Source organism: Microbacterium sp. CFBP9023, assembly GCF_034045055.1.
GTDB lineage: Bacteria > Actinomycetota > Actinomycetes > Actinomycetales > Microbacteriaceae > Microbacterium.
The window spans coordinates 508,449-533,952 of record NZ_JAXCWI010000002.1 but is presented as its reverse complement, the minus strand read 5'-3'; the positions used below and the strand labels follow the sequence as shown (position 1 = coordinate 533,952).

Genomic DNA, 25,504 nt, shown 5'->3' with positions numbered 1-25,504 from the left:
CCCTCGGGTGCGGGATCAGCTCGCCGTGAGCGCGGGGAACGCCCACGTGCCGTCCAGCACTTCGGGTCGAGGTCGGTAGAGACGCACCAGGTAGTTCCACCCTTGCGTGAGGGGAAGCACGTTGGGCAGTGCGGGGTCGCCGCCGAAGCGCACGGTGATCGACCCGTCCGGATCCCGCACGCCCGTCACGCTGTTGACGCTGTATGCACCGGCGTCGTTCGGAGCGAAATAGCCTTCCGCGTCGTACAGCGAGACGGACCAGAAGCCGTCCACCGGCACGTCGCCGACCCGCAGCGTGTACTCGCCGACCGGGAGACGGGGATCGACGTTGAGGTAGAAGGCCTCGTTCTCGGGCAGACCGCCCCAGGCGGCTGCGGTCCCGAGAAGGTGCCGCACGGGGTCGACGTCCTCGGCTCGACCGAAGCAGCGCTCCAGACCGCCGAGGCCCTTCGCGAGGGTGAGGATCGCCTGGCGGGTCTCGGCGAAGCTCGATTCGTCGTAGGCCGGCGCAGCGAACTCCCGCGCGCCGGTCGAGCTCACAGCGAGTTCGTCCTGCAGGGCGTTCACGATCGAGACATCGTCAGGATCCTCGGAATCCACCAGGATGCGAGTGGCCGCGAGCACGAAATCGGAACCGAGGTCTTCGGCCGAGAGCGAGTGGACGCCGGGGTCGTGCAGCACCCGGTCGATGTAGTGGCCCTCGTTCACCAGCATCACCGAGACGTACCGGTCGCCGGCATCCGGCACGGTGATCGTCGCCCCTTCGGAGATGTCGATGATCGCAGCGCTGTAGAGGGTGTCGCGATTCATCCTGATCACGGTCTGCTGGTCGATCGGCGTGGGCACTCGATAGTGGTTCCACCGGTTGGAACCGCCGGCCGACGCCGCGATCGCGGCGAACATGCGGGCGGTCTCGATCTCGGCGAAGTTCGCGAACGTGACGGGAACGGAGGTGTCGGTCATGGCTTCATCCTGGCGCTGCCGGTCTCGGCGAGCGCGGAATCATCACCTCAGGAAGGTGAGGCCTCAGTCCTTGCTGCCGCGCACCAGCTCCAGCCCCGCTCCCGCGAACTGCCTCAGCGTCGCATCCGGCAGGAACGCGCGGGTGAGCGCTGTGCCGATCGCCGCGAGATCGCTCTCGTCGCGGAAGAGCAGATACATGGTCTCGTACCGCGGGTGGAACTTCTGCTTGAAGCGGTGCAGCGAGCCGAAGCCGTACACGGGCTCGAGCGCTTCGGCGAGGCGTTCGCTGAGGACGGCGATGATGCCCGCGTCCGGCGGATAGTCGTGCGCGAGCGGAGCACCCGAGAGCGACATGATCTCGGCACCCTCCTCGGAGAACTGCTTCGCGGACGAACCGATGAGGTACTCCATGACGGGTGCGAAGCCGCCGTCGCGGCGGCGCATCAGGTCGAGCGTCCAGCCGCGCACGACGCCGCCTTCGCCATAGACCGGCAGCCACGAGAGGAAGCCGTCGACGTCACCGTTCGGGGCGATCGCGAGAGCGAGTCGCACCTCGCGGTCCTCCGCCTCATCCAGCGTGCCGAGAGTGAACCGCATCTCGGGCAGATCCTTGTCACCGACCCATGCCTCGGAGATCGCCCGCAGCTGCTGCCGTACGCCCCACGATTCGTCCGCCAGGCGCGTCATCCGGAAGGTCATCTCCTCGCGCCCCGCCCGATTGAGCGAGCTGCGCACCGAGTTCCAGCGCTTGCCGGTGAACTCCAGACCCGGCAGGTCGACGATGGTGTCGTCGGCGACGACCAGGCTGCGCCAGCCGGCGGGCACGGCGGCCCGGGTGGCGTCGTCTGCGCTGAAGAAGCACGGGACGAGGCCTGCCAGCTCCGCCGTGCGGATGAACTCTGTGACGGCGACTGCGCGGGATGCGGGCGCTCCGATCGGATCCGCGAGCGCGAGCGCCACACCGGCCCGTCGCTGGTAGGCGACGATCCCGGCATCGCTGCGGGCGTAGCTGTTGCCCTCCCAGGTCGTCATCCACGACAGGGTGCCCCCGCCGTGCGCGCGCAGCTCGGTCTTCACGTCGTCGACCGTGGGGGCGGGCTGGATGCCGAGGAGAGACTTGCGCTTCGCCCGGAACGCGCGGCGCACGGCGATCAGGTAGACGAGCAGGATCACCCAGAGGAAGCCGTTGGCGAGCGCGAGCTCCGTCTCGCCGTCCCACCGCAGATCGATCTGCGCCTGCGAGAACACCGTGATGAGGATGAGGACCAGCGCTGCGACCAGGATGTTGAAGAGACCGAGCAGCATCACGAGAACCCACGCCCAGCGACGACCGCGCAGGAGTCCGTTCACGAGCACCACGATGACGACGAGGTCGAGCGCGAGGTCGATGAACCCTCCCGACGCGGGCTCGGTCGGGCCGAACGGGCCGTCGGTGGCGACGAGAGTCGTGATGATCTCGACCGCTCCGAGCACCATGAGCGAGATCACGGCGATCAGACGCTGCTCTCGCACCGTGGTCCGCTGCACACGCAGGGTGCGGTCGACGACGAGGATGAGCAGCACCGCGAGCAAGTGCTCGAGATCGGCGACCGCACCCCAGAACAGCATCGCGATGAACACGAAACCGAGCAGCACGAGCCAGCCGCGCACTCGCCATGGCGGGCGGAAGAGCCCGATCGCGGCGGCGATGCACGCCATGGTGCCGCCGGAGGCGCCGACATCGAGCGCCTGGGCCTGCTCCTGAGCCCAGGCCCAGGGCAGTTGCGAGGCGACGAACAGGACGAGCGCGGTGGCGAGGATCGCGAAGAGCTGTCCGACCCAGTAGTACGCGAGGGCGACCCTGGTGCCACGTCGGTATTCGAGATACGCCATGCCCCAGAATCCCGAGATCGTGAACAGGTACACCCACGGCTCGTTGACGAAGAACGTGCCGGTGAGCGGCGTCCACCACATCCCCTGCGCGAGGTTGGGCAGGCCGTATGCGACGGTGCCGAACAGGTCGGTCTTCTCGAACGGGGTCCACAGGCCCTGCCAGATCACGCCGACGGCGAGGATCACAGCCACCATCGTGAGGGTGGCAGGAATGCGCCGCAGTACGGCGGCGACGGGATGCGATGTGGGGGTTCGCGCCTCGGTCATGCGCTCAGCGTAGCGACCGACCGTCGCCTTCCGGAGTGGAACGTCGTGGCGCGTGATGGCTCCACGCCCAGCGGTAGCCGACGCCGCCGAACGTCATGAAGCCGGCGGCGAGCACCAGTCCGGCGACGATGCCGAGCGCGATCGCCCCGGCGAAAGCGCCGCCACCCGCGATCACGGCCGAGCCGACGAGCATCCCCACGACGCAGGCGTTCACGACGATCAGCAGCATGACCGAGCTGCCGAGCAGGATGCTCAGGCGACGGGGACGGAGGAACGAGTACGTGCGCTTCATCCCCGGTTCATCGTCGTGCGGCGAGGCGAGGAAGACATCGGCGACCTCCGGATCCAGGTCGACGTACGCGCCGCGGATGCGGTTCATCGCGACGACGTACATCATGTCCTCCTCCGACACGTTCATCACGCGCACTTGGGTCATGAAGCCGATGACCGCGAGGAACGCGAGGATCGCGAGTGACGCGCCGCCGAACCACCCGCCGAAGTCCGACGCCTGCCCCAGCAGTCCGATGGTCACGAGTCCGGCGGAGACGAGGGTCAGGAAGATCGTGATGCGCGACAGCACCTCGCTCTGCGCGGTGCTGCGGGCGGCGAGAAGCCCCCAGTGCTCGGTGGCGAGAAGCTGCGCACGGCGGCCCAGCACCGCATCCGACTCCCCGCTCGTCCGTGGCGGCGCGACATCGTCGTGCGGCCCTGCCGGCCCCTCCGCAGGCACGGGCTGCTCCACGGAAGCGCCCTCGTTCATATCGGTATTGTGCTCCTGCATCCGACTCTCCGTAATGGGTTCATCGGCGCGCACCAGATCGACGCTGTCGCTCGGCGTCGATTCCGCGTTGGATGGAGTCATGCCCGCGCACCGATCCGATCGCTCCTCGACGACACGTCGGCGCGCATCCATCGCGTCGATCACGGCGAGCGTCGCCCTGCTCGCTGCCTGTGTGGCGCAGCCGACGTCGACGTCGGCGTCGGGGGCGGAGTCGTTCACGGAGGATCTCAACGCCCCCTGGTCGATCGCATTCCACGGCGACGTGCCCCTGGTGAGCGAGCGCGACACCGCCCGCGTGCTCGAGATCGCCGAGGACGGCGAGGCGCGCGAGGTCGACGTGATCGACGGGGTCTCGCCGGGTGGCGAGGGAGGCCTGCTCGGGCTCGCGGTGCACGACGGCGAGCTCTACACGTACGTCACCGCCGACGACGAGAACCGGGTCGAGCGGCGGCCGATCGTCGGAGACGCCGGTGCGCTGTCGCTCGGACCCGCCACCACTGTGGTCGACGGCATCCCCGCCGCGGGAAATCACAACGGCGGGCGCATCGCGTTCGGACCTGACGGGATGCTCTACGTCACGACGGGCGATGCCGGCGACCGCGACAGTGCGCAGGATCTCGACGCGCTGTCGGGCAAGATCCTGCGCCTCACTCCCGCGGGTGAGGTGCCCCCCGACAACCCGTTCGATCAGTCGCCCGTCTACAGCTACGGACACCGCAATCCGCAGGGCATCGCCTGGGATGCCGAGGGCACGATGTATGCGAGCGAGTTCGGACAGGACACCTGGGACGAGCTCAACGTCATCGAGGCCGGCGGCGACTACGGCTGGCCCGAGGTCGAGGGGATCGCCGATGACGACGAGCACATCGATCCCGTGCAGCAGTGGAGGCCCGACGAGGCGAGCCCGAGCGGCATCGCTGTCGTCGGCGCGGACATCGTGATCGCCACGCTCCGCGGCGAGCGGCTGCGCGTCGTGCCACTCGATGACCTGACCTCCGGCACCGAGCGGTTCGTCGGGGAGCTCGGCCGGCTGCGCGACGTCGTCGCCGGACCGGACGGCATGCTCTGGGTGCTCACGAACACTACCGACGGACGCGGAAGCCCCTCGCCCGGCGACGACCGCATCCTCCGTCTCGCCGCCGACTGACGGCAGCAGCCCGACGCGGGCCGCCGCTCAGGCGAAGCCGTCGACTCCCGTCGCGGTGACCGAGAGCGCCCACAGCCGCTCGGCGGCCTCGGGATCGATCGCCCAGTGCTTCACGCCGCCGGTCGTCATGTCCGTGTGCTCGGGCGGGACGATGCCCTTGATCGAGCAGTCCTCGCAGTACGCGCCGCTGAGATCGGCCAGCTCGGGAGCCGTCGCGGCCCAGAGACCCGTCGACGCTCCCTCTGCCGGCGTCTTGAAGCGCGGGTTCGGCGTTCCGTCCTCGTCGATCCATCCGCGCGAGATCAGCTCCTCGCGGGGCACGTGCCGCTGCAGGTCGGTCATGATCCCGCCCGGGTGCACCGAGAAGGCGAGGATGCCGCGGGCCGCGCCACGACGGGCCAGCCCGACGGCGAACAGCGCGTTCGCCGTCTTCGACTGCCCGTAGGCGACCCACGGGTCGTAGGGCGTCGTCTCGAAGTCGATGTCCTCGAATCGCACGGGGGAGCGGAAGTGCCCTCCCGAGGAGTAGGAGACGACGCGAGCGCCCTCCGGCAGCAGTTCGGCCACTCCGTTGACCAGGGCGAAGTGGCCGAGGTGGTTGGTGCCGAACTGCGACTCGAAGCCCTGCGCGGTGTGACCGAACGGGGTGGCCATGATGCCGGCGACATCGAGCACGAGATCGATCGGGCGTCCGTCGCGACGGACGGTCTCGGTGAACGCTGCCACCGAGTCGAGGTCGCCGAGGTCGGCGCTGCGGACGTCGACCGCGTCGATCCCTGCGAGCGCCTCCTCGGCGGCGTCGAGGCGACGCGCAGGCACGATCACGCGCACTCCGGCATTCGCGAGCGCACGCACCGTCTCGAGTCCGAGTCCCGAGTATCCGCCCGAGACGATCGCGGTCTTGCCCGAGAGGTCGACCCCGGCGATCACCTCGGCCGCAGTGGAGCGGTAGCCGAACTCCGAGGCGAGGGGCTGCTGACGGGCGATCATGTCGAGAGGGGGGAGTGCATCTGTCATGCTCCGACCGTACGATCTAGAGTGCACTCGAAGTCAAGGAGGAGTCCTCGTGGAGGATGTGATCGACACGACGCGCACGTTCAGCATCGGCGAGCTCGCCCGTCTGGCCGGCGTGAGCGTGCACACGCTGCGCTGGTACGAGGCAGAAGGGCTCTTCCCTCGCGACGTGCCGCGCACCCCCGGCGGTCGGAGGGTCTACGCGCACGACTCGCTCGCGTGGCTCGCGCTGCTGGCGCGACTGCGCGAATCCGGCGCCCCCATCGCCCTGCTGCGTGAGTACGCCGCCCTGGTGCGCGCCGGCAGCGGCAACGAGGCCGAGCGTCTCGCCCTGCTGCGCGCGCACGAGCGCTCTCTCGACGCGCAGATCGAGACGCTGATCGCCTGCCGTCAGGTCGTCAGCGCGAAGGCGGGCGCGTACCAGGAGGCGCTCCTCGCCCGAGGACTCCTCTGACGACGGCTCTGCGGGCTACTGCTCCACGGCCTTCTCCAGAGCCGCTTCGAGGTCCCCCCACGCCTCCAGCACCACGGGCTCGCCGTCGATGAAGAAGCTGGGGGTGCTGCGCGCTCCGAGCCGCTCGCCGTCGCTCCTGTCGGCCTGCACGCGATCGAGCGTCGCCGGGTCGGTGATCGCCGCATCGTAGGCGGCCATGTCGAGTCCGAGCTCGGCCGCGATTCCCCGGAACACCTCGGGCGTCTCCTCGGACTTCTCGCCCCACTGGGCCTGCGTCTCGAAGAGGCGGTGGTACATGTCCTCGAAGCGGTCCTGCTGTGCCGCGGCTTCGGCGGCGAGAGCGGCCTGCGTCGAGTTGATGTGACCGGGCAGAGGGAAGTACCGCACGACGTAGGTGATCTCGCCCGAATACTTCTCGCGCAGGTCTTCGACGATCGGATAGAACGCTCCGCAGGCCTCGCATTCGAAGTCGAGGAACTCGACGACGGTGACGGCGTCCGGTCCTCCGTCGTCGAGGACGTGCGAGTCGGTGCGGACGGTCTGCCGCTTCTCGCCCTCGGGCGACAGGGGTTCTGCGGGGCGCTGCGACAGGGCGTAGGCGACGCCGACGATCGCGAGGACGATCGCGGCGGCAACGGTGATCAGGGCCACCTTGACAGGGGTCTTCATGGGGTTCTCCAACGGTTCGGATCAGGCAGGGTGAGTGAGCCGCGACGAGCGCGGCCGGGGTCGCCGACGAGCGGCGTGCCTGATCAGGTGCGGGAGACCGAGAGCTGAGCGAGGGTGAGTGCGGGGACGTGCAGACGAGGACCCGCGCGGCTCGGAGCCGAGGCACGCACCACCGCAGCGCGACGGATCAGCGGCGCGCCTCTGACGGAGCGCAACGAGAGCAGCACGAGGAGGACGCAGCAGAGCGCCGCGACCATGACGATCCCGGCGTCGTCCGATGGAGCGGACTCGACCATGCTCGTCTCGTCGTGGTGCGCCGTGACCGACGCGACGCTCGCGCCCGGAGCGAGGCACAGCGTCGTGTGCGCATCCGCCTTGCCGTGCGACGCCGACCACGCGCCGATCACGAGCAGCAGGGCGAGGCCGAGGGCGAGACCGACCCGGAGGATCAGCATCCGCTCGACGCCCTGGTGACGCAGCGGCATCGACGGGGCAGGCATGGTCCGCGCAGTCTAACAATCGGGCATCGGCGCCCGCGCTGAGCGCCCAGGCAGATCCACGCGTCACAGACCCGCCTACACTGGAGGGGTGGCGAGACTGTTGATCGTTGGCGGCTTCCTGGCCGCCATATTCTGGGTGTACAGCATCGTCGACTGCGCAGTGCAGCCGCCGACGCGACACCGGGGCGTGCCCAAGGCCGCCTGGATCGCCATCGTCATCCTCATCCCGGTCATCGGGGGCATCCTCTGGTTCACGATCGGCCGACGCCGCGCGAACGACAACGGCGGAGCGATCACGATCATCGCGCCCGACGACGACCCCCAGTTCCTCCGCAGTATCAGCAAGAGCGAGCAGGATGCGCGCATCCGCCGTCTCGAGGAGGAGCTCGCTCGTCTCGAGGACGAGACCGACGACGGAGCCGCACCGGACGGTACGGCGCCGGACGCGCGTCCGTGACGTCATCGCCCGCGACGGATGCTGCGGCATCCCTGATCGCCGACCTGATCGGCCACGGCGTGCGCGATCTCGTGCTCTCGCCGGGGTCTCGATCTCAGGCGCTCGCGCTCGCCGCGGTGCATGCCGCGAATCAGGGGCAGCTGCGTCTGCACGTGCGCATCGACGAGAGGGTCGCAGGATTCACCGCGCTCGGTCTCTCGCGTGAGACGGGTGTGCCCGCGGCGGTGCTCTGCACTTCGGGGACCGCTGCCGCCAACCTCCTTCCCGCGGCGATGGAGGCCTTCCACTCGGGGGTGCCGCTGCTGCTGCTGACGGCCGATCGGCCGCCCGAGCTGCGCGGAGTGGGAGCCAATCAGGCCACCATCCAGCCGGGCATGTTCGCCTCCTGGGTGCGCGAGCAGATCGATGCCCCCGTGCCGGGCGACGGTGACTGGGCGGGTCTCGCGATGCGCGCCGTCGCCGCGGCGATGGGCGCGGATGCCACCCACGGTCTGGCCGGTGTCGCCGGCCCCGTGCACCTGAACCTGCCGTCGCGCGAGCCGCTGTCGGGCGACGGCCCGACCGTCGACATCGTGCCGGGCGACGTGCCCAGACCGGTGGCGGCAGAAGCGCTCCTGCTCGAGCGGGGGCCGCGCACGGTCGTCATCGCCGGCGCCGACGCGGGACCGGATGCCGAAGAGATCGCGCACGCCGGATCCTGGCCGTTGATCGCCGAGATCGTCAGCGGTGCGCGCTTCGGCCGCCAGGTCGTGCACGGCTATCGCGCGCTGTTGGGCGACCACGAGCTGGGCGGTCGCATCGAGCGCGCCGTCGTGCTCGGGCACCCGACGCTCAGCCGTGAGGTGGCTCGCCTGCTGTCGCGGCCGGATGTCGACGTGATCGCCGTCCGACGTGGCGGCGAGGCTCTCGACCTCAACGGCCGCACGACGGCCGCGGCGTCCGTGTCGGTCGCACCTGGCGTCGCCGACCGCGAGTGGCTCGGTGCGTGGCTCACGGCATCCGCGGCTCACGCCGTCGATCTCAGCGAGCGGGCGCCCGACCAGGACGGTCTCACGTCGACCGATCCGTCGGCGCGGCGCGACGCGGTGAAGGCCGAGCTGGCGGCGGTGCGCCGGCCGCTCGACCGTGAGCTGCTCGCCGACGCCGTCTGGCGGGCGACCTGGCCGCACGATCGACTCGTCTTCGGCTCGTCGCGGCTCGTGCGGGTGGCCGATGCGGTGCTCGGTGGCAAGAAGGTCCCGGTGCACGCCAACCGCGGGCTCGCGGGGATCGACGGCACGATCGCCACCGCCACGGGCATCGCGCTCGCCAGTCAGGCCGGGGGAGCGCCCGGGGTCACCCGCGTGCTGCTCGGCGATCTGACTTTCCTGCACGATGTCGGCGCCCTGCTGCTCCCGCCCGACGAGCACGAGCCTCGTATCCAGGTCATCGTGGGCAACGACGGCGGCGGCACGATCTTCGACGGCCTCGAGGTCGCGGGCACGGCGGATCGGGCCGATCTCGATCGCGCGTTCTACACGCCGCACGCGGTGCGGCTCGAGCAGCTGGCACTCGCCTACGGATGGGAGTACCAGCGCGTGACGACCCGCACGGCACTCGACCAGGCCCTCACCACCCCGGCCGGTGGCCGTCAGCTGATCGAAATCCCGCTGTCCCGCCGAGGATCTTCGCCTCCGCTGCGGATGCGCAGTGGCAGGATGAACGCATGACAGCGCATGAGTGGGCCAAGGCCCTCCAGGTCGGCGACGGATTCCGCCTCTCCGACCTCGATCCGCAGAGCACACCCGGCTACAGCGGCGCGAAAGCCGACGGCAAGCGCGATCTCGAGGCGGGCCTCGACGAGCTCAATCAGCTGCAGGAGCGGCTCTTCGCCGAGAGCCGCGTCGGCGTGGCGAAGGACTCGGTGCTGCTGATCCTGCAGGCGATGGACTCCGCGGGCAAGGGAGGCATCGTGCGCCACGTGGTCGGCGGGGTCGATCCGCAGGGCGTCGCACTCACGGCGTTCAAGGCGCCGACCGACGAAGAGCTCGAGCACGACTTCCTGTGGCGCGTGTCCAGGCGCCTCCCGGAGCCCGGGTTCATCGGCGTCTTCGACCGCTCACACTACGAGGACGTGCTGATCGGCCGGGTGCGTTCGCTGGCCCCGGCGGACGAGATCGAGCGCCGGTACGACGCGATCAACGAGTTCGAGGCCGCGGTCGCCGCATCGGGCACGCGCATCGTCAAGGTCATGCTGCACATCTCGCCCGATGAGCAGAAGTCGAGACTGATGGAGCGGCTCGAGCGACCCGACAAGCACTGGAAGTACAACCCGGGCGATGTCGACGAGCGACTGCTGTGGGACGACTACATGGCGGCGTATCAGATCATGTTCGAGCGCACCTCGACCGAGCCGGCTCCGTGGCATGTGATCCCGGCGAACCACAAGTGGTTCGCCCGCCTCGCCGTACAGGAGCTGCTGCTCGACGCGCTGCAGCGGATCGATCCGCAGTGGCCGGCGGCCGACTTCGATGTCGACGCGGAGAAGGAGCGGCTCGCGGCGAGCTGACCGCGGCCGGTCCGGCGCGGGTCAGGCGAGCGCGTCGACCAGCGGACAGAACTTGACCCGGGTCTCGAGCAGCTCGGACTCGGGGTCGGATCCTGCGACGATGCCTGCGCCCGCGTAGGCGGTGACGGCGATGTCGGTCTCGGCGGGGGTGAACTGCGCGCAGCGCAGCGCGATCGCCCACTCGCCGTTGCCGGCCGCGTCGACCCACCCCACCGGACCGGCATACCGCCCGCGGTCGAACGGCTCGAGCTCGCGGATCGCCGCGATCGCCGCAGACGTCGGGGTGCCGGCCACGGCGGCGGTCGGATGCAGGGCACCGACCAGGTCGAGTGACGAGCCGCCATCGGCCAGCTCGCCCTCGACGTCGGTCGCCAGGTGGAAGAGGTTCGGCAGCTTGAGCAGGAACGGCTGCTCGCTCGCCGCCAGCGCGCGGGTGTGCGGACGCAGCGAGGCCAGCACGCTCTGCACCGCGTACTCATGCTCGTCGAGGTCCTTGGTGCTGGAGGCCAGGTGGCTGGATGCGACGGTGTCGGCATCCGCGTCGGCTCCGCGTCCGATCGTTCCGGCGAGCACGCGGGCGGTGACGGTGCGCTGCTGCACGGTGACGAGGGTCTCGGGACTCGCGCCGATCAGCCCGTCGACCGCGAACGCCCACGTGTCGGGGTATCCGGTCGACAGCGCGCGCACGAGCCGGCGCAGGTCGGAACCGGCCGGGATGCTGCCGGTGAGGTCGCGTGCGAGCACGACCTTGCTGAGCTCGCCGGCGGCGATGCGTTCGAGTGCCTGGCGCACCGAGTCCTGATAGCCCTGCGGGCTCTGGGCACCGGGGCCGACGGTGCCGGCCCAGTGCGGGCCGTAGGCGATCGTCGCCGCTTCTGGCCGCGGCTCGGTTGCAGTGGGCCGCGGCGCGGGCGCGGGTGCCGACGCCGAGGACGAGCGGATGCGGGTGAGCCAGGTGCGCCCGTGGTGTCGACCGATCACGAGCGCCGGCACGACGAGGATGCTGTCGGCGGCGGAGTCCTCGTCGAAGGTCAGCGCACCGAAGGCGACCAGTCCGGAGCCGGGGAGCCCGAGCTCGTCGTCGATCTCGGCATCCTGCGCGAGCTCTCGCCATGCCCGAGCGATCGCAGCGGATCGCAGGGCCGCTGCGCCGGCGGGGATGCGGACCGTCTCGACGATGGCGTCGCCGACGGCGACGATGCCGTCGCCGCGGCGCAGCCAGGCGAGAGGCCGCGACGGGTCGGCGTAGGCCAGGAGATCCTCGACCGGATCGATCTCACGGGTCTCCACGACCAGCCTGCTGCTCACCCCTCCAGCCTAGTTCGTCACCCGTCGACCGGGATGTGACAGGCCACGCCTACGCTGAGTGCATGAGCGACGTCCGCCCCGCACCCGGCACCGAGATGATCTTCCAGTGGCGCAAGTGGGACGGGTCTCCGCACTGGCGTCATGAGTGCGTGTACCTCGGCGCCGACGAATGGGGCGACTGGCTCGGCCAGCCCGTCGGCTGGTCGAGCGCTCGACCGGGCGCGGGCTACATCGCCGAGGCCCCCAATGTCACGCTCGTGCCGAGGCGGCCCGACTTCGCCCTGACCGTGAACCGTGACCACCCGAAGGGCATGCGGATCTACATCGACATCGGATGGGAGGTGCGCTGGTCGGACGACCCGCTCCTCGCCGTCGGCATCGACATGGACCTCGACGTCGTGCGGGTCGAGGGTCCGCGCGGCACATGGGTCGACGACCGCGACGAGTGGGCCGAGCACAGCGTGAGCTACGGATACCCCGCCGAGATCATGACCGGACTCGAGGCTCTGGCCCTCGATCTCGAGCGGCGGGTGCGAGAGCGCATCGCCCCTTTCGACGATGCCACGCCGGATCTCTGGCTCGACCGCCTCGACGCGCTGCACCTCGCGCCTAGACTGGGCGTGTGACCTCGAACGAAGCCAACCGCGCCGATCTCGGCAAGGACCCCGCCCGCGTCAGCGGCATGTTCGACCAGGTCGCCGCGGGCTACGACCGGACGAATACGGCGATGACGGTCGGCAACGACGCGCTCTGGCGCGCGGCCACGACGAGGGCCGTCGCCCCGAAGCCGGGGGAGAAGATCCTCGACCTCGGCGCGGGCACCGCGTCCTCATCGGCATCCCTCGCCCGCAGCGGTGCGCAGGTCGTCGCCGCCGACTTCTCGCCGGGCATGCTCGCCGAGGGGCAGCGCCGCCACGGCAGCATCCGCAATCTCTCGTTCGTGCAGGCGGATGCCACCGATCTGCCGTTCGACGACGGCGAGTTCGACGCCGTCACCATGTCGTACGCGCTGCGCAACGTCAACGACCCGAAGAAGGCGCTGCGTGAGCTGCTGCGCGTCACGAAGCCGGGCGGTCGTCTGGTGATCAACGAGTTCTCGACCCCGCCGGGCTCCGTCTTCCGCGCCGCGTACCGGTTCTACAACTCGCAGGTGCTTCCTCGCGTGGCTCGCGTCGCCGGCACCAACGGCGACGCCTACGACTACCTGAACGAGTCGATCCGTGACTGGCCCGACCAGAAGAAGCTCGCCGCGTGGATCCGCGAGGCCGGGTGGACCGAGGTCGAATACCGCAACCTCTCGTTCGGTATCGTCGCGCTGCACCGGGCGTTCAAGCCCGCGTGAATGCGACGCGCGTACCCGCCCAGCTGACGACGGTAGGCTGAGACCGTGACTTCGAGCCGCGTAGCCCCGGGTTCGCGACTGGCGAGCCGTCTCGGTTTCAGCGACCGTGTCTTCATCGGCACCGCCGGTCGACGCATCGCGCAGGCGATCGAAGACGGGCTCGAGCTCGTCGAGACCGGTCTTGCCGACGACGTGCGTGTGGCCGATCCGCTCGCCGATGCCGCCAGCCGCTATCTGTACGAGGCGGGGGGCAAGCGCATCCGCCCCGTGCTGACGCTGCTCGCGGCCCAGCTCGGCGACGGCAACACCGATCAGGTGATCGATGTCGCGAAGGCGCTCGAGATCACCCATCTCGGCTCGCTGTATCACGACGACGTCATGGACGGTGCGGATCGCCGTCGCGGAGTGCCCGCGGCGCAGACCGTGTGGGGCAACAACATCGCGATCCTGACCGGCGACATCCTCTTCTCCCGTGCGAGCCAGCTGATGTCGCGTCTGGGCGAGCGGGCCATCCGGCTGCAGGCCGACACCTTCGAGCGCCTCGTCCTCGGACAGATGCACGAGACGATCGGCGCTCAGCCCGACGATGATCCCATCGAGTTCTACCTCCAGGTGCTGGCCGACAAGACCGGCTCTCTCATCGCCGCGGCGACGCAGGGCGGCGTGATCTTCTCCAACGCACCGTCGGAGTACGAAGAGCCGCTGCGCGTGTACGGCGAGAAGATCGGCGTCGCCTTCCAGCTGCTCGACGACGTGATCGACCTGTCGGCGAAGCCCGAGGACACCGGCAAGGTGCCGGGCACCGACCTGCGGGCCGGGGTTCCGACGATGCCGTACCTGCTGCTGAAGGCCGAGGCCGATGATGCCTCGATCGGTCTCGCCGCTCGCATCGACGACGGGGTGGCGCGCATCGCCGAAGGGGCCGACCCCGCGATCCTCGACGGACCGCTGACCGAGCTCCGCGACCACGTCGGAACGCAGAAGACCCTCGCGCTCGCGCACTCCTGGACTCAGGATGCGATCGACGCGCTCGCCCCGCTCCCGCGTGGCACCGTGCGCGAAGCGCTCACTCGTTTCGCAGAGACCCTCGTCGAACGCTCCAGCTGATCGCGTCGCGGCCCTCGGCCGCGTGCGCCGGGCGTGACGGCATACGAAAGGACCCCTTATGACCAAGCTCAGACTGGCCATCGTCGGAGCGGGCCCCGCCGGCATCTACGCAGCAGACATCCTGCTGAAGGCCGAGCGCAAGTTCGACGTCTCCATCGATCTCTTCGAGCAGCTCCCCGCCCCCTACGGCCTGGTCCGCTACGGCGTCGCACCCGACCACCCGCGCATCAAGGGCATCGTCAACGCGCTGCGCGATGTGCTCGACCGCGGTGACATCCGGCTGTTCGGCAACGTGCGGTTCGGCGAGGACATCACCCTCGACGACCTGAAGAAGCACTACAACGCGGTCATCTTCGCCACCGGCGCGATCCGTGACACGACGCTCGACATCCCCGGTATCGACGCGGTCGGCGCCTACGGGGCAGCAGACTACGTGAGCTGGTTCGACGGCCACCCCGACGTGCCGCGCGAGTGGCCGCTCGACGCCGCATCCGTCGGTGTGCTGGGCAACGGCAACGTCGCTCTCGACGTCGCCCGCATGCTGGCGAAGCACGCCGAAGACCTGCTCGTCACCGAGGTGCCGGAGAACGTCTACGAGGGTCTCCAGGCGAGCGCCGTCACCGATGTGCACGTGTTCGGACGCCGCGGACCCGCTCAGGTCAAGTTCACCCCGCTCGAGCTGCGTGAGCTCGGCGAGCTGCGTGACGTCGACATGGTCGTCTACGACGAGGACTTCGACTACGACGAGGCGTCGAAAGACGCGGTGGCCAGCAACAAGCAGGTCATGGTGATCGACCGCATCCTGCAGTCGTGGCGCAAGCGCGACTCGGTCAACAATGCGGGAGGCACGGCATCGCGTCGTCTGCACCTGCACTTCTGGGCCCGCCCGGTCGAGGTCCGCAAGGACGACGCCGGTCGCGTCGCGGCCCTCGTCTACGAGCGCACGAAGCCCGACGGACAGGGCGGAGCCGTGGGCACGGGCGAGATGCGCGAGGTTCCGCTGCAGGCGCTCTACCGCGCCATCGGCTACTTCGGCTCGCCGCTTCCGGGCGTCCCCTTCGACAAGAAGCACGGCGTCATCCCCAACCGCGAGGGCCAGGTGCTCGCCAAGGACTCGAACCAGCAGATGCCCGGCATCTACGCGACAGGGTGGATCAAGCGCGGACCGGTGGGCCTGATCGGCCACACCAAGTCGGATGCCATGGAGACCGTGCGGCACATCATCAACGACCAGGGCTCGTGGTGGCACCCGGAGGACCCGTCTGAAGAGGCGATCCCCGCCCTGCTGCTCGAGCGCGGTGTGAAGTGGACCGACCTCGAAGGCTGGCACCGGCTCGACGAGCATGAGGTCGCTCTCGGTGCGCCGCACGAGCGCGCGCGCGTCAAGGTCGTGCCGCGTGATGAGATGGTGCGCGTCTCCCGCGGAGAGTGACCGACGCCGGATCGTTGTCGGCACCCGGTGCGCCTGCGGGGCGGCATCCGTAGGGTGAAGGGATGCGACTGCGATCCCTGATCGTCCTCGGCACCGCCGCTCTGCTGCTGGTGTCAGGGTGCACTGCCGAGCCGGCCGCCGAGCCGAAGCCATCAGGTTCGCCGTCTGTGACGGCGTCGTCGACCGGCACACCGTCCCCGACGCCGGCGCCCATCGTCGAACCGGCGGCGGCGTTCGATGTGACGTGCGACGACGTCGCCGCCACCATGGCCGAACTCGTGGGGGAGCCGTCGACGCCGGTCGCACCGGCGCTGTCGCTGGTGTCTGCGATGGGCTGGCTGCCGGGCCCCGGGCAGTACATGTTCCAGCGCGCAGGGGGGATCGCGTGCTCCGCGGGTGACACGGAGCGCAGCTGGGAGGTCACGATCGTGCCGGATGCCCAGGCTGTGATCGCCGGCGCGACCGAGCGTCAGGGCTTCTGGGGTGAGCAGGCGAGTTGCGAGGGCGGGCGCTGCGGCTTCGAGCTTCCCGACGGAGACGTGTTGCTGTCGGCCACCGTCGTCGACCCCGATCTGGGATCGGATGACACCGCTCCGATCGAAGAGGCGCTGCGTCGGATCGCCGCCTCGGCGGCTGCGAGCCTGCGCGACGTCGACTACGTCGAGAGCGACATCGTCGGTGCGCCGTGCGAGCGCTTCATCACACCGGAGCAGGTGAATGCCGAATTCGGAGTGACGGATGCCGCGCTCTTCTCGGACTTCGGCGGCTGGGGCATCCCAGCGGAGGTGTACGAGGTCGTCAACGGATCGCGCATCTGCTATTTCAAGTCGGCCGGGAGTGAGTACGAAGGATCCAGCTATCTGATGCTCACGACACTTCCCGCCGGGGCATGGGCGTTCGAGAAGATCGACGGTGAACCCGTCGAACTCGAGGGAGCCGATGCCGCCACGGCGAGCTCGGGTGCGAACGGCGAGAAGATCGTCGACGTGCGAGTCGGTCCGGACTGGATCCGGCTGGTGACCTTCGACAACGGAGCCGGGGCCGCTGATCCGGCACCGCTCGCGCAGCAGGTCGTGCGCAGCCTCACGGTCGGACACACCGCTCCCCAGTAGTCGACACCGTTTCGATAGCCTGGCGGCATGCCTGAGTGGATACCGGACGTCCTCGGCGACGAGTTCGAGCAGCTCACGCTCGAGCTCGGCGAGGACGATGAGGGACCGCTCGTCGCCACGCTCGTGCGTGCGGTGCCGCGGGACCGGCCCTGGTGGGACCGGCTGCGCGGGCAGAGCCTCCCGCTGGACGATGTCGACGTGCTCTATGTGCACGGCTGGTCGGATTACTTCTTCCAGAAGCGGCTCGCTCGATTCTGGACGTCTCGCGGGGCGCGCTTCTTCGCGCTCGACCTGCGCAAGTACGGCCGGAGTCTGCGCGATGGGCAGACTCCCGGCTACGTCACCGACCTCGTCGCGTACGACGAGGACATCGCCGGGGCTCTGTCCGCGATGGGGCACGGGACTGGAGCCGCGGCATCCCCCCGGCGGCTCGTGCTGCTCGGCCACTCGACCGGCGGACTCACCCTGAGCCTGTGGGCGTCGCGGCACCCCGAGACGGCGGATGCCGTGATCCTGAACAGCCCCTGGCTCGAGTTCCAGGTCGCTTCCGCCCGCCCGCTCATCGCTCCGGTCGCCGAGCTGCAGGCCAGGTGGGCTCCTCGGGAGGTCGCGCCGCAGGTCGATCTCGGTTTCTACACCCGCGCGCAGCAGGAGGTCGCCGACCCCGACGATCCGGTCGAGGTGAACCTCCTCTGGCGTCCGGCGCAGACGATGGCCGTCCACGCGGGGTGGTTCCACGCGATACTCACCGGACACGCCAAGGTCGCGGCGGGGCTGACGATCGGCGCGCCCGTGTGCGTGCTGCTGTCCGCGCGCTCAGCGACGCCCACGCGATGGTCGGAGGACCTCACCCGAGCAGACTCGGTCTTGGTCGTCGACGACATCGCGCGGGCGTCGCTGAAGCTCGGTCCGTCTGTCACTGTCGAGCGCATCGACGGAGCCCTGCACGACGTCTTCCTCTCGCGGCATGGGGCCAGAGAGGAAGCGTATCGCCGCCTCGACCGATGGGTCAGAGGCTGGACGGCCGCGCGCCGGCAGTGATCAGGCGCAGTGTCCGACCCAGTGGTCAGACGTAGTGCATCAGACGTGCCTGCTGCTCGGCCTCGTCGGCATCGCCGCGCAGCACCGCGTCGTGGAAGTCCCGGTAGACCTGGAGCATGCGCTCGCGGTCGTTCTCGGGCACGCTCCAGCCGTGGAGATTGCGGAAGAGAGCCATGCTCGCGTCGTTGATCAGCACCTGGTGCTGCGCGTTACGACTGCGCGCGCTGAGGAACGAGAACACCGCCCACCGTGTGTTGGAGATGTGCACGTCGTCATCGAGCGCCGTGTACATCTCCTCGACCAGTGCGGCGAGACTCTCGCGGTCCTGCTGGCTCATCCGTGCGACGCCCATCCGCGCGGCCATCCCCGCCTGATACCCCGCGAACTCGAGCGTCTGCTCGACGGTCTCTGCCGTGACGGCGGTGACCTCGGTGTATCTGCTCGGGTACATCGTCACGAGCCCGAGACGCTCGAGACGCTGTAACGCCTCTCGCACCGGAGTCCGTGACACATGCAGTTCTTCGGCGACGTCGACATCGCGGATGCGATACCCCGGCTCCAGCACACCGTCGACGATCTGCGCGCCGATGTGCTGAAACACCTCCTCCGCCAAGAGCTGCTTGCTTTCTCGAATACTCGTCATCGAGTTGTTGGTGTTCATGGACTGCCCCCAGTTGCTTTCCAGATCCGGGCTCCCCATGATGTGCCCGGACGGCCACTACATCACGAAGTGGATCGCGATGCCAATAATCCACAGACGAGTTTTCCGACGATCACGCAGGCGCTTGTCGTCGGCGCGTCGTCGCAGGATTGAGTACGGGTGATTCTGTGGTCGGCGAGTGTTGGGACACTCGCCGACCACAGACGATGGCGTGCACGGAGCTGAACTGCGCCCAGTCCCCACAAGGCGGGAACCGCGATCCGCGAAGCGCGGAACCGTGGTTCGGCAGCGCGTCATGCATCGCCGCATCGTCTGTCGCGTCGGGACGCGACTGCATCCAGTCTCGGTCACTCCGACCCATATATCGGAATGGGATCCGAGGGCACAGAAAAGGGGACGGATGCGGCGGCATCCGTCCCCTGCGTTGTGGGATCAGCGGTAGTTGATGAACTGCAGGTCGAGATCGAGATCCGCGCCCTTGAGCAGCGCGATCACCGACTGGAGGTCGTCACGGCTCTTCGACTGCACGCGCAGCTCGTCGCCCTGGATCTGGCTCTTCACGCCCTTCGGACCCTCGTCGCGGATGAGCTTGTTGATCTTCTTCGCGTTCTCCGAGGAGATGCCGTCCTTGAGGGTCGAGACGATGCGGAACTCCTTGCCGCTGGCGAAGGGTTCGCCCGACTCGAGGCTCTTGAGCGAGATGCCGCGCTTGATGAGCTTCGACTGGAAGACGTCGAGAACGGCCTTCGCGCGCTCCTCGGTGCCGGCGATGATCAGGATCTGCTCGCCGCTCCAGGCGATGGAGGCGCCCGTGCCCTTGAAGTCGTAGCGCTGCTCGATCTCCTTGCGCGCCTGGTTCAGGGCGTTCTCGGCCTCCTGGTGATCCACTTTCGAGACGATGTCAAAGGAACTGTCAGCCATACGCAAAGTGTATCGACACCGCCGTTTTCACGCTCGCTTGGAAGCGCTTCCATCGACTCTCACGCACCAATCCGCGGTTACAGCTTGATATCGAAGGGCTTTTGCATTGCGATTCCCGCCGTTCTCGATGCATACTGTAAGCGCTTGCAGTCCTTGCAGGCCACCAGTACTCAGAGAGGCACACACCAATGAAGGTGAACAAGAGGGGCATCGTCGCCGCCGGCGTCATCGCGATCGTTTCGACTCTTTCCCTGGCCGGTTGCTCGAACGCGACCGACGGCGGCGACGCATCCGAGGGTGAGAACGGCGGCACGCTGACCGTCTGGGTCGACGCCGAGCGCGTCGACGCGCTGCAGAGCGCCGCCGACTCCTACGAGGAGAAGACCGGAGTCAAGGTCGAGCTCGTCGGCAAGTCCGTCGACGACATGAAGGACGACTTCATCCAGCAGGTGCCGACCGGCAAGGGCCCCGATGTGGTCATGGGCGCGCACGACTGGCTCGGAGAGCTCTCGACCAACGGCGTGGTCGCCCCGCTCGAGCTCGGCGACTCGTCGGCCGACTACCTGCCCGTCGCCCTTCAGGCGGCGACCTACGACGGAACCGTCTACATGCTTCCCTACGCGGTCGAGAACATCGCCGTGCTGCGCAACGCCGACATGGTGCCCGCCGCCGCGACGAGCTTCGACGACATGGTCTCGAAGGGCGCGTTCGTCGTCGAGCAGGGAACCGAGGGCAACCCGTACCACCTGTACCCGTTCCAGACGGCGTTCGGCGCTCCGGTCTTCGGCACCGACGACTCGGGCAGCTACGACTCCGCAGATCTGCAGCTCGGCAGCGAGGGCGGAACGGCCTTCGCCGACTGGCTCGCCGCTCAGGGCGCCGCAGGCACGCTGAACACCGACGTCGACGGCGAGATCGCCAAGCAGCAGTTCCTCGACGGCACCGCGTCCTTCTGGCTGACCGGCCCGTGGAACGTCGGCGCCGCAGTCGACGCCGGCATCAACGTCGCGATCGACCCGATCCCCAGCCCCACGGGTGAGACCGCGTCGCCGTTCGCCGGTGTCAAGGGCTTCTTCGTGAGCTCCGAGTCGAAGAACAAGGTCGCCGCGAACGACTTCCTCGTGAACTACATCGGCACCGAAGAGGTGCAGCTCGAGCTGTTCGAGGCCGGCAACATCCTCCCCGCGCTGACGGCCGCCGCCGATTCCGCCGCCTCCGACCCGATCATCGCCGGCTTCCAGGCCGTCGGTGCGGATGCCGTCCCGATGCCCGCGATCCCCGCGATGGGATCGGTCTGGGAGTTCTGGGGCGTGGCCGAGGCCGCGATCATCAACGGCTCCGACCCGGCGTCGACGTGGCAGAAGCTCGTCGACGACGTCACCGCAGCGATCAAGTAAGACACCCAGCACCATCCCTGCCGGGGCGGACCTCGTCCGCCCCGGCAGCTCGACGACGGGGACGAGATGACAGACACCGCTGAGCCCACGGCTCCACTCACCAAGCGCCAGCGCCAGGCCGCCGGCATCGCCGAGGCCGCATCCGGGCCGATCGGCTGGATGCTCCTGAAGATCCTGCTGCTGGCCATCGTCGACGCCATCGCGCTGTATGCGGCGTTCGTCCTCTTCGGGCAGCAGGAGTGGCTGGTGCTCGGCCTGGTCGTGGCCGTCACCGTGCTCGTCAACTACATCTACTTCTCGCGCAAGCGCATCCCCGCGAAGTACCTCACGCCCGGCATCATCTTCCTGATCATCTTCCAGGTGTTCACGCTGCTGTACACCGGGTACATCGGCTTCACCAACTACGGCACCGGCCACAACGGCACGAAGGACCAGGCGATCTCGTCGCTCCTCGCCTCCGCCCAGGAGCGCGTCGAGGACTCCCCGACGTACCCGGTCACGGTCGTCGAGCAGTTCGGAACCTACGGCCTGCTGGTGACCGATCCCGACTCCGGCGACGCGCTGCTCGGCACGGCCGAGCAGCCCCTGGAGGAGGTCGACGCCGAGTTCGACGGCGACCAGGCTGTGGCCGTCGACGGCTGGACCACGCTGCCCCTCGCGAAGGTGTTCACACTCTCGGAAGAGCTGGAGAAGCTCTCGGTGCCGTTCAGCGACGACCCCAACGACGGCAGCCTGCGTGCGCCCGACGGCCAGAAGGGCTATCTGTACGTCTCGACGCTCGAGTACGACGCGGATGCCGACACCATCACCGACACCACGACCGGCGCGGTGTACTCCGACACGGGGGAGGGCTCGTTCATCGCCGAGGACGGCACCGAGCTGCTTCCCGGCTGGCAGACCACCGTCGGGTTCGACAACTTCGTGCGCGCGGTGACCGACGACTCGATCCGCGGCCCGCTCATCTCGGTGACGATCTGGACTTTCGTCTTCGCGGTGCTCTCCGTGGCGACGACGTTCTTCCTCGGCCTGCTCCTCGCGCTGGTGTTCAACAACACGCGGATGCGCTTCCGCAACGGGTACCGGATCATCCTGATCCTCCCGTACGCGTTCCCGGCCTTCCTCTCCGCGCTCGTCTGGGCCGGGATGATGAACGAGAGCTTCGGCTTCATCAACCAGGTGATCTTCGGGGGAGCGGACATCCCCTGGCTCACCGATCCGAACCTCGCGAAGGTCTCGGTGCTGCTGGTGAACCTCTGGCTCGGCTTCCCCTACATGTTCCTCGTCTGCATGGGCGCCCTCCAGGGCATCCCCGAAGACGTCAACGAGGCCGCGGTGATGGACGGCGCCAACCCGTGGCAGGTCTTCCGGCGCATCAAGCTTCCGCTGCTGCTCGTCACGGTGGCGCCGCTGCTGATCTCGTCGTTCGCGTTCAACTTCAACAACTTCAACCTGATCTACATGCTGACCAAGGGCGGGCCGCGGTTCGACGATGTCAGCATCCCGGTCGGGCACACCGACATCCTGATCTCGATGGTCTACAAGGTGGCTTTCACGGGGCAGTCCCGCGACTACGGCCTCGCCTCCGCGTTCACGATCCTGATCTTCATCGTGGTCGCGACGATCTCGATCATCAGCTTCCGCAAGACCAAGGCCCTCGAGGAGCTGAACTGACATGAGCACCACGGACATCGGCACCACCGCCCGCACCGTCGCCGTCGAACAGAACCTCGCGCCGCGTCGCCGCAGCTTCGGCGCATGGTTCGCCGACACCGGCTGGCGCCATGTGGTCGCCATCGTCGTGAGCGCCTTCGCGCTGTTCCCGCTGCTGTACGTCGTCTCGGCGTCGCTCAATCCGAGAGGAACGCTGACCGGATCGAACCAGCTGTTCTCGGCGTTCGGCTTCGACAGCTACGTGCGCATCCTGAGCGACCCGCAGAACCCCTACGGGCTGTGGTTCCTGAACACGCTCGTCATCGCCGTGGTCACGGGAGCCGTGACGGTGTTCATCGGCGCCCTCGCGGCATACGCCTTCTCGCGCATGCGCTTCGCGGGTCGCCGCATCGGCCTCGTCACGATCGTCGTCGTGCAGATGTTCCCGCAGCTCCTCGCCGTGGTCGCGATCTTCCTGCTGATGTCGACGCTGGGGGACTGGTTCCCCGCGATCGGACTGAACACGCACACGGGGTTGATCCTCGTCTACCTCGGCGGCGCGCTCGGGGTGAACACGTACCTGATGTACGGTTTCTTCAACACCCTGCCGATGGAGCTCGATGAAGCGGCCCGCATCGACGGCGCCGGACACGCGCGTATCTTCTTCACGATGATCCTGCCGCTGGTCGCGCCGATCCTCGCGGTCGTCGCGCTGCTGTCGTTCATCGGCACGGTGAACGAGTACGTGATCGCGAGCGTCATGCTCGTCGATGTCGAGCAGCAGACCCTGGTCGTCGGTCTCACCAAGCTCGTCGCCAACCCGCGATACGCGGACTGGTCGGCCTTCTCGGCCGGCGCGGTGATGGCCGCCATCCCGGTGATGATCCTGTTCCTGTTCCTGCAGCGGTACATCGTCGGCGGACTGACCGCGGGCGCCACGAAGGGCTGATCCGCCATCATGGTCGTCGCGTTCGCGGCGTTGCGATCACCCGTCGTGGGACGGCGGCCGTAGCGTGATGGCATGACGCGTGTGGCCGGGCGGAACGTGGCGATCAGCTGGGTCGCCGGAGTGCTGTGCGCGGGCGTGATCGGCGCTCTCGTCTGGTTCTCGATGCCGATCGTGCCGGTCGTCGCTTCGTTCGTCGGCGACACCCTCCGTTCGACGCTTCCCTAGCGATCACGGGCTGCACGACACGTCGGCACGCCTCCCTCGGGGTGCGGTCGGGCGGCGGTAATCTCGCAATGCACACATCCGATGAGAGGCGCACCCCCATGAGTGACCCCGAGGTTCCCCAGCCCGAGCGGCCGAAGGACGTCAACGACGTCGTCGACAGCGCGAACGCTGGACTCGACGCCGCCGCCGCAGCGGGTGCAGACGTGCATGGCACGCCCGCGGACGCTGCGCACGACACGTCGGCTCCGACACCTGCCCAGCCCGCCGTCGACCCGGATCTCGCCGCGTTCGAAGCCGCCGAGAAGGATCACCCCGGCACCTTCGCGACGCCCGAGCTCAACGACCCGAAGTACCTCGACGCAGACGACACGACGACGTCGCGGAACACGGATGCCGACACGACGAAGTCGTTCGGCACGGATGCGGACGCACCCCCCGCCTACACGCCGCCGGTCGCGCACGAGCAGTCCGCTCTCGCCGGAGCCGCGTACTCGTCGGCCGACCACACTGAGACCCGGATCGTCCCGTCCGAGCCTGCCGCCGCCGAACCGGTCATCGCGCCGGTCCAGCAGCAGCCGATCTTCGTCCAGGCTCCCGAGCCGCCCCGCGAGCGGGGAAACCGCGGCACCGCCGGTGCGATCGGTCTGCTCGCGACCGTCGCCTTCGCGATCCTCTACCTGGGTGCGACGCTCGGCCTTCGTGCCGTCGCGGGTGACATCACGGGCGAGAACATCGGCGAAGCGGCTCTCGCTCCGCTGATGACCTGGGGCTTCTGGGTCCCCGTCGTGGTGTTCTTCCTCGGCTTCTGGCTTCTCGGAGCGTTCATCAACCGCGGACGCTGGGGACTCTGGGTGGTCTTCGGCATCATCGTCGGGCTCATCGCCTACGGCGGACACATCCTCGGTGCTCTCTTCGAGGCGCCGTTCTGGCTGCTCACGGCTCGGGAGGGGAGCGAGCTCATCGGAGCCCAGCTCTTCCACCCGCTCGCCATCGCGGCGTTCGTCTTCGGCCGCGAGCTGACCATCTGGTTCGGCGCGTGGGTCGCCCGCAGCGGGGCGCGCAAGACCGAGCTCAACGCCGAGGCGCAGCGTGAGTACGAGCGCACGCTCGAGGCCGGTCCGACGCTCTCGAGGTAATCACGAACATGTCATCGCCGAACCCCCGTGGACCCTCGTCCCCGGGGGTTTCGGTCATCCTGGCTCTGGTTCTCGCCACGATCAGCTTCTTCGCCCTGGCGGTGTTCGGCCTCGGCGCGCTGAGCGTGGCCACCGACCGGGACATCATCGCCGTCCCTGGCCTGGGGCAGGTGCCGGGAGCGGTCGGGATGCTCGCGGCGGTGGTGGCGTTCGCGCTGTCGCTCTGGGGGTCGCTGCGGCGATCGCATCCGTCGTTCCTCGCGGTGCCCGCCGTCGCGCTGGCCACGGCGCTCGCGCATCTGGTCGTCCTCTGGATCGCGGTCGCGGTCGCGAGCGGTGACCTGATCGTCGCGACGGTCGTCGCGGGCGATCTCGTCCGTGGCGGGGCGAGCGCGGTGCTGTTGGCCGCCGGGGCCATCGCCGCCTGGGGCGGCATCGCGCTGCGCCGCACGCGCGCGCAGCAGCCGCAGTGGCCCTGGGAGCGCGACGACCAGGAATGACGCCCCGCCGTCGAGACGAAATCTCGGCAGCAGCGGTGCACGCGCCGTACG

Annotated in this window: 26 protein-coding genes; 17 read left to right on the top strand and 9 right to left on the bottom strand. The window is 68.8% G+C overall.

Annotated features, from left to right (window positions below; translation table 11 throughout):
• Positions 1 to 15: 15 nt before the first annotated feature.
• The 3 genes from SOM10_RS13100 to SOM10_RS13090 form a co-directional block, all read right to left on the bottom strand.
• Positions 16 to 963 (bottom strand): DUF1214 domain-containing protein, encoded by a 948-nt coding sequence (locus SOM10_RS13100; RefSeq protein WP_320490406.1) that lies wholly within the window; start codon positions 961 to 963, stop codon positions 16 to 18.
• 63 nt (positions 964 to 1,026) lie between these two features.
• Entirely contained in the window at positions 1,027 to 3,102 is a 2,076-nt protein-coding gene (locus tag SOM10_RS13095) for a DUF2156 domain-containing protein (protein WP_320490405.1), read from the bottom strand.
• Between the two features lie 4 nt (positions 3,103 to 3,106).
• Positions 3,107 to 3,862 carry a hypothetical protein gene (locus tag SOM10_RS13090; RefSeq protein WP_150115106.1) on the bottom strand — a complete coding sequence of 252 codons (756 nt, stop codon included), beginning with the start codon at positions 3,860 to 3,862 and terminating at the stop codon, positions 3,107 to 3,109.
• A gap of 100 nt (positions 3,863 to 3,962) precedes the next feature.
• On the opposite strand from SOM10_RS13090, the gene SOM10_RS13085 reads away from it, so the two are divergent.
• The gene (locus SOM10_RS13085) at positions 3,963 to 5,030 is read left to right on the top strand and encodes a PQQ-dependent sugar dehydrogenase (RefSeq protein WP_320490402.1); all 1,068 of its coding nucleotides are present in this window, start codon (positions 3,963 to 3,965) and stop codon (positions 5,028 to 5,030) included.
• Between the two features lie 27 nt (positions 5,031 to 5,057).
• On the opposite strand, the gene SOM10_RS13080 is transcribed toward SOM10_RS13085, so the two are convergent.
• On the bottom strand, positions 5,058 to 6,047 hold the full coding sequence (locus tag SOM10_RS13080) for an oxidoreductase (protein WP_320490400.1): 990 nt from the start codon (positions 6,045 to 6,047) through the stop codon (positions 5,058 to 5,060).
• Positions 6,048 to 6,096: 49 nt separating this feature from the next.
• On the opposite strand from SOM10_RS13080, the gene SOM10_RS13075 reads away from it, so the two are divergent.
• Positions 6,097 to 6,498: a MerR family transcriptional regulator gene (locus SOM10_RS13075; protein ID WP_056279678.1), complete on the top strand. Its 402-nt coding sequence runs from the start codon at positions 6,097 to 6,099 to the stop codon at positions 6,496 to 6,498.
• A gap of 15 nt (positions 6,499 to 6,513) precedes the next feature.
• Here SOM10_RS13075 and SOM10_RS13070 read toward each other — a convergent pair whose 3' ends face one another.
• Both SOM10_RS13070 and SOM10_RS13065 read right to left on the bottom strand, forming a co-directional pair.
• Positions 6,514 to 7,167: a DsbA family protein gene (locus SOM10_RS13070; RefSeq protein ID WP_320490398.1), complete on the bottom strand. Its 654-nt coding sequence runs from the start codon at positions 7,165 to 7,167 to the stop codon at positions 6,514 to 6,516.
• An 83-nt stretch (positions 7,168 to 7,250) separates the two neighbouring features.
• Complete coding sequence (locus SOM10_RS13065; protein ID WP_320490397.1) at positions 7,251 to 7,667, bottom strand: hypothetical protein; 417 nt, start codon at positions 7,665 to 7,667, stop codon at positions 7,251 to 7,253.
• Between the two features lie 88 nt (positions 7,668 to 7,755).
• Between SOM10_RS13065 and SOM10_RS13060 the strand changes: the two genes are divergently transcribed.
• The 3 genes from SOM10_RS13060 to SOM10_RS13050 are packed head-to-tail and all read left to right on the top strand — an operon-like array spanning position 7,756 to position 10,672.
• Complete coding sequence (locus tag SOM10_RS13060; RefSeq protein ID WP_053097541.1) at positions 7,756 to 8,124, top strand: PLD nuclease N-terminal domain-containing protein; 369 nt, start codon at positions 7,756 to 7,758, stop codon at positions 8,122 to 8,124.
• Positions 8,121 to 9,833 (top strand): 2-succinyl-5-enolpyruvyl-6-hydroxy-3-cyclohexene-1-carboxylic-acid synthase, encoded by a 1,713-nt coding sequence (gene menD / locus SOM10_RS13055; protein ID WP_320490395.1) that lies wholly within the window; start codon positions 8,121 to 8,123, stop codon positions 9,831 to 9,833. Before SOM10_RS13060 ends, menD begins: the two co-directional genes overlap by 4 nt.
• Positions 9,830 to 10,672, top strand: coding sequence for a polyphosphate kinase 2 family protein (locus SOM10_RS13050; RefSeq protein WP_320490394.1), 843 nt, complete (start codon positions 9,830 to 9,832; stop codon positions 10,670 to 10,672). Before menD ends, SOM10_RS13050 begins: the two co-directional genes overlap by 4 nt.
• Before the next feature lie 21 nt (positions 10,673 to 10,693).
• On the opposite strand, the gene SOM10_RS13045 is transcribed toward SOM10_RS13050, so the two are convergent.
• Positions 10,694 to 11,980, bottom strand: coding sequence for an isochorismate synthase (locus tag SOM10_RS13045; protein WP_320490393.1), 1,287 nt, complete (start codon positions 11,978 to 11,980; stop codon positions 10,694 to 10,696).
• A 62-nt stretch (positions 11,981 to 12,042) separates the two neighbouring features.
• On the opposite strand from SOM10_RS13045, the gene SOM10_RS13040 reads away from it, so the two are divergent.
• The 6 genes from SOM10_RS13040 to SOM10_RS13015 all read left to right on the top strand — a co-directional run bounded on the left by SOM10_RS13040 (position 12,043) and on the right by SOM10_RS13015 (position 18,014).
• Positions 12,043 to 12,606, top strand: coding sequence for a hypothetical protein (locus SOM10_RS13040; RefSeq protein WP_320490391.1), 564 nt, complete (start codon positions 12,043 to 12,045; stop codon positions 12,604 to 12,606).
• A gap of 56 nt (positions 12,607 to 12,662) precedes the next feature.
• Positions 12,663 to 13,322 carry a ubiquinone/menaquinone biosynthesis methyltransferase gene (locus SOM10_RS13035; protein WP_222839434.1) on the top strand — a complete coding sequence of 220 codons (660 nt, stop codon included), beginning with the start codon at positions 12,663 to 12,665 and terminating at the stop codon, positions 13,320 to 13,322.
• 45 nt (positions 13,323 to 13,367) lie between these two features.
• Positions 13,368 to 14,429: a polyprenyl synthetase family protein gene (locus SOM10_RS13030; RefSeq protein WP_053097535.1), complete on the top strand. Its 1,062-nt coding sequence runs from the start codon at positions 13,368 to 13,370 to the stop codon at positions 14,427 to 14,429.
• Between the two features lie 58 nt (positions 14,430 to 14,487).
• Positions 14,488 to 15,861, top strand: a complete 1,374-nt coding sequence (locus SOM10_RS13025) for an FAD-dependent oxidoreductase (RefSeq protein WP_295104781.1) — start codon at positions 14,488 to 14,490, stop codon at positions 15,859 to 15,861.
• 62 nt (positions 15,862 to 15,923) lie between these two features.
• On the top strand, positions 15,924 to 16,973 hold the full coding sequence (locus tag SOM10_RS13020; protein ID WP_320490389.1) for a hypothetical protein: 1,050 nt from the start codon (positions 15,924 to 15,926) through the stop codon (positions 16,971 to 16,973).
• Positions 16,974 to 17,000: 27 nt separating this feature from the next.
• Positions 17,001 to 18,014, top strand: coding sequence for an alpha/beta hydrolase (locus SOM10_RS13015; protein ID WP_320490388.1), 1,014 nt, complete (start codon positions 17,001 to 17,003; stop codon positions 18,012 to 18,014).
• Between the two features lie 25 nt (positions 18,015 to 18,039).
• Here SOM10_RS13015 and SOM10_RS13010 read toward each other — a convergent pair whose 3' ends face one another.
• Both SOM10_RS13010 and SOM10_RS13005 read right to left on the bottom strand, forming a co-directional pair.
• Positions 18,040 to 18,675: a GntR family transcriptional regulator gene (locus tag SOM10_RS13010; RefSeq protein ID WP_320490387.1), complete on the bottom strand. Its 636-nt coding sequence runs from the start codon at positions 18,673 to 18,675 to the stop codon at positions 18,040 to 18,042.
• 432 nt (positions 18,676 to 19,107) lie between these two features.
• Entirely contained in the window at positions 19,108 to 19,596 is a 489-nt protein-coding gene (locus SOM10_RS13005; protein WP_053097515.1) for a YajQ family cyclic di-GMP-binding protein, read from the bottom strand.
• Positions 19,597 to 19,784: 188 nt separating this feature from the next.
• Here SOM10_RS13005 and SOM10_RS13000 point away from each other — a divergent pair, with 188 nt between their 5' ends.
• The 6 genes from SOM10_RS13000 (at position 19,785) to SOM10_RS12975 (ending at position 25,453) form a co-directional block, all read left to right on the top strand.
• Complete coding sequence (locus SOM10_RS13000; RefSeq protein ID WP_320490385.1) at positions 19,785 to 20,993, top strand: maltose ABC transporter substrate-binding protein; 1,209 nt, start codon at positions 19,785 to 19,787, stop codon at positions 20,991 to 20,993.
• A 66-nt stretch (positions 20,994 to 21,059) separates the two neighbouring features.
• The gene (locus SOM10_RS12995; protein WP_295104790.1) at positions 21,060 to 22,664 is read left to right on the top strand and encodes an ABC transporter permease subunit; all 1,605 of its coding nucleotides are present in this window, start codon (positions 21,060 to 21,062) and stop codon (positions 22,662 to 22,664) included.
• Position 22,665: 1 nt separating this feature from the next.
• Complete coding sequence (locus SOM10_RS12990; protein WP_053097512.1) at positions 22,666 to 23,592, top strand: sugar ABC transporter permease; 927 nt, start codon at positions 22,666 to 22,668, stop codon at positions 23,590 to 23,592.
• Between the two features lie 72 nt (positions 23,593 to 23,664).
• Positions 23,665 to 23,817: a hypothetical protein gene (locus SOM10_RS12985; protein WP_171821933.1), complete on the top strand. Its 153-nt coding sequence runs from the start codon at positions 23,665 to 23,667 to the stop codon at positions 23,815 to 23,817.
• A gap of 98 nt (positions 23,818 to 23,915) precedes the next feature.
• Entirely contained in the window at positions 23,916 to 24,953 is a 1,038-nt protein-coding gene (locus SOM10_RS12980) for an ABC transporter (protein WP_320490381.1), read from the top strand.
• Between the two features lie 8 nt (positions 24,954 to 24,961).
• Positions 24,962 to 25,453 (top strand): hypothetical protein, encoded by a 492-nt coding sequence (locus SOM10_RS12975; RefSeq protein ID WP_320490380.1) that lies wholly within the window; start codon positions 24,962 to 24,964, stop codon positions 25,451 to 25,453.
• The last annotated feature ends 51 nt before the right edge of the window (positions 25,454 to 25,504 follow it).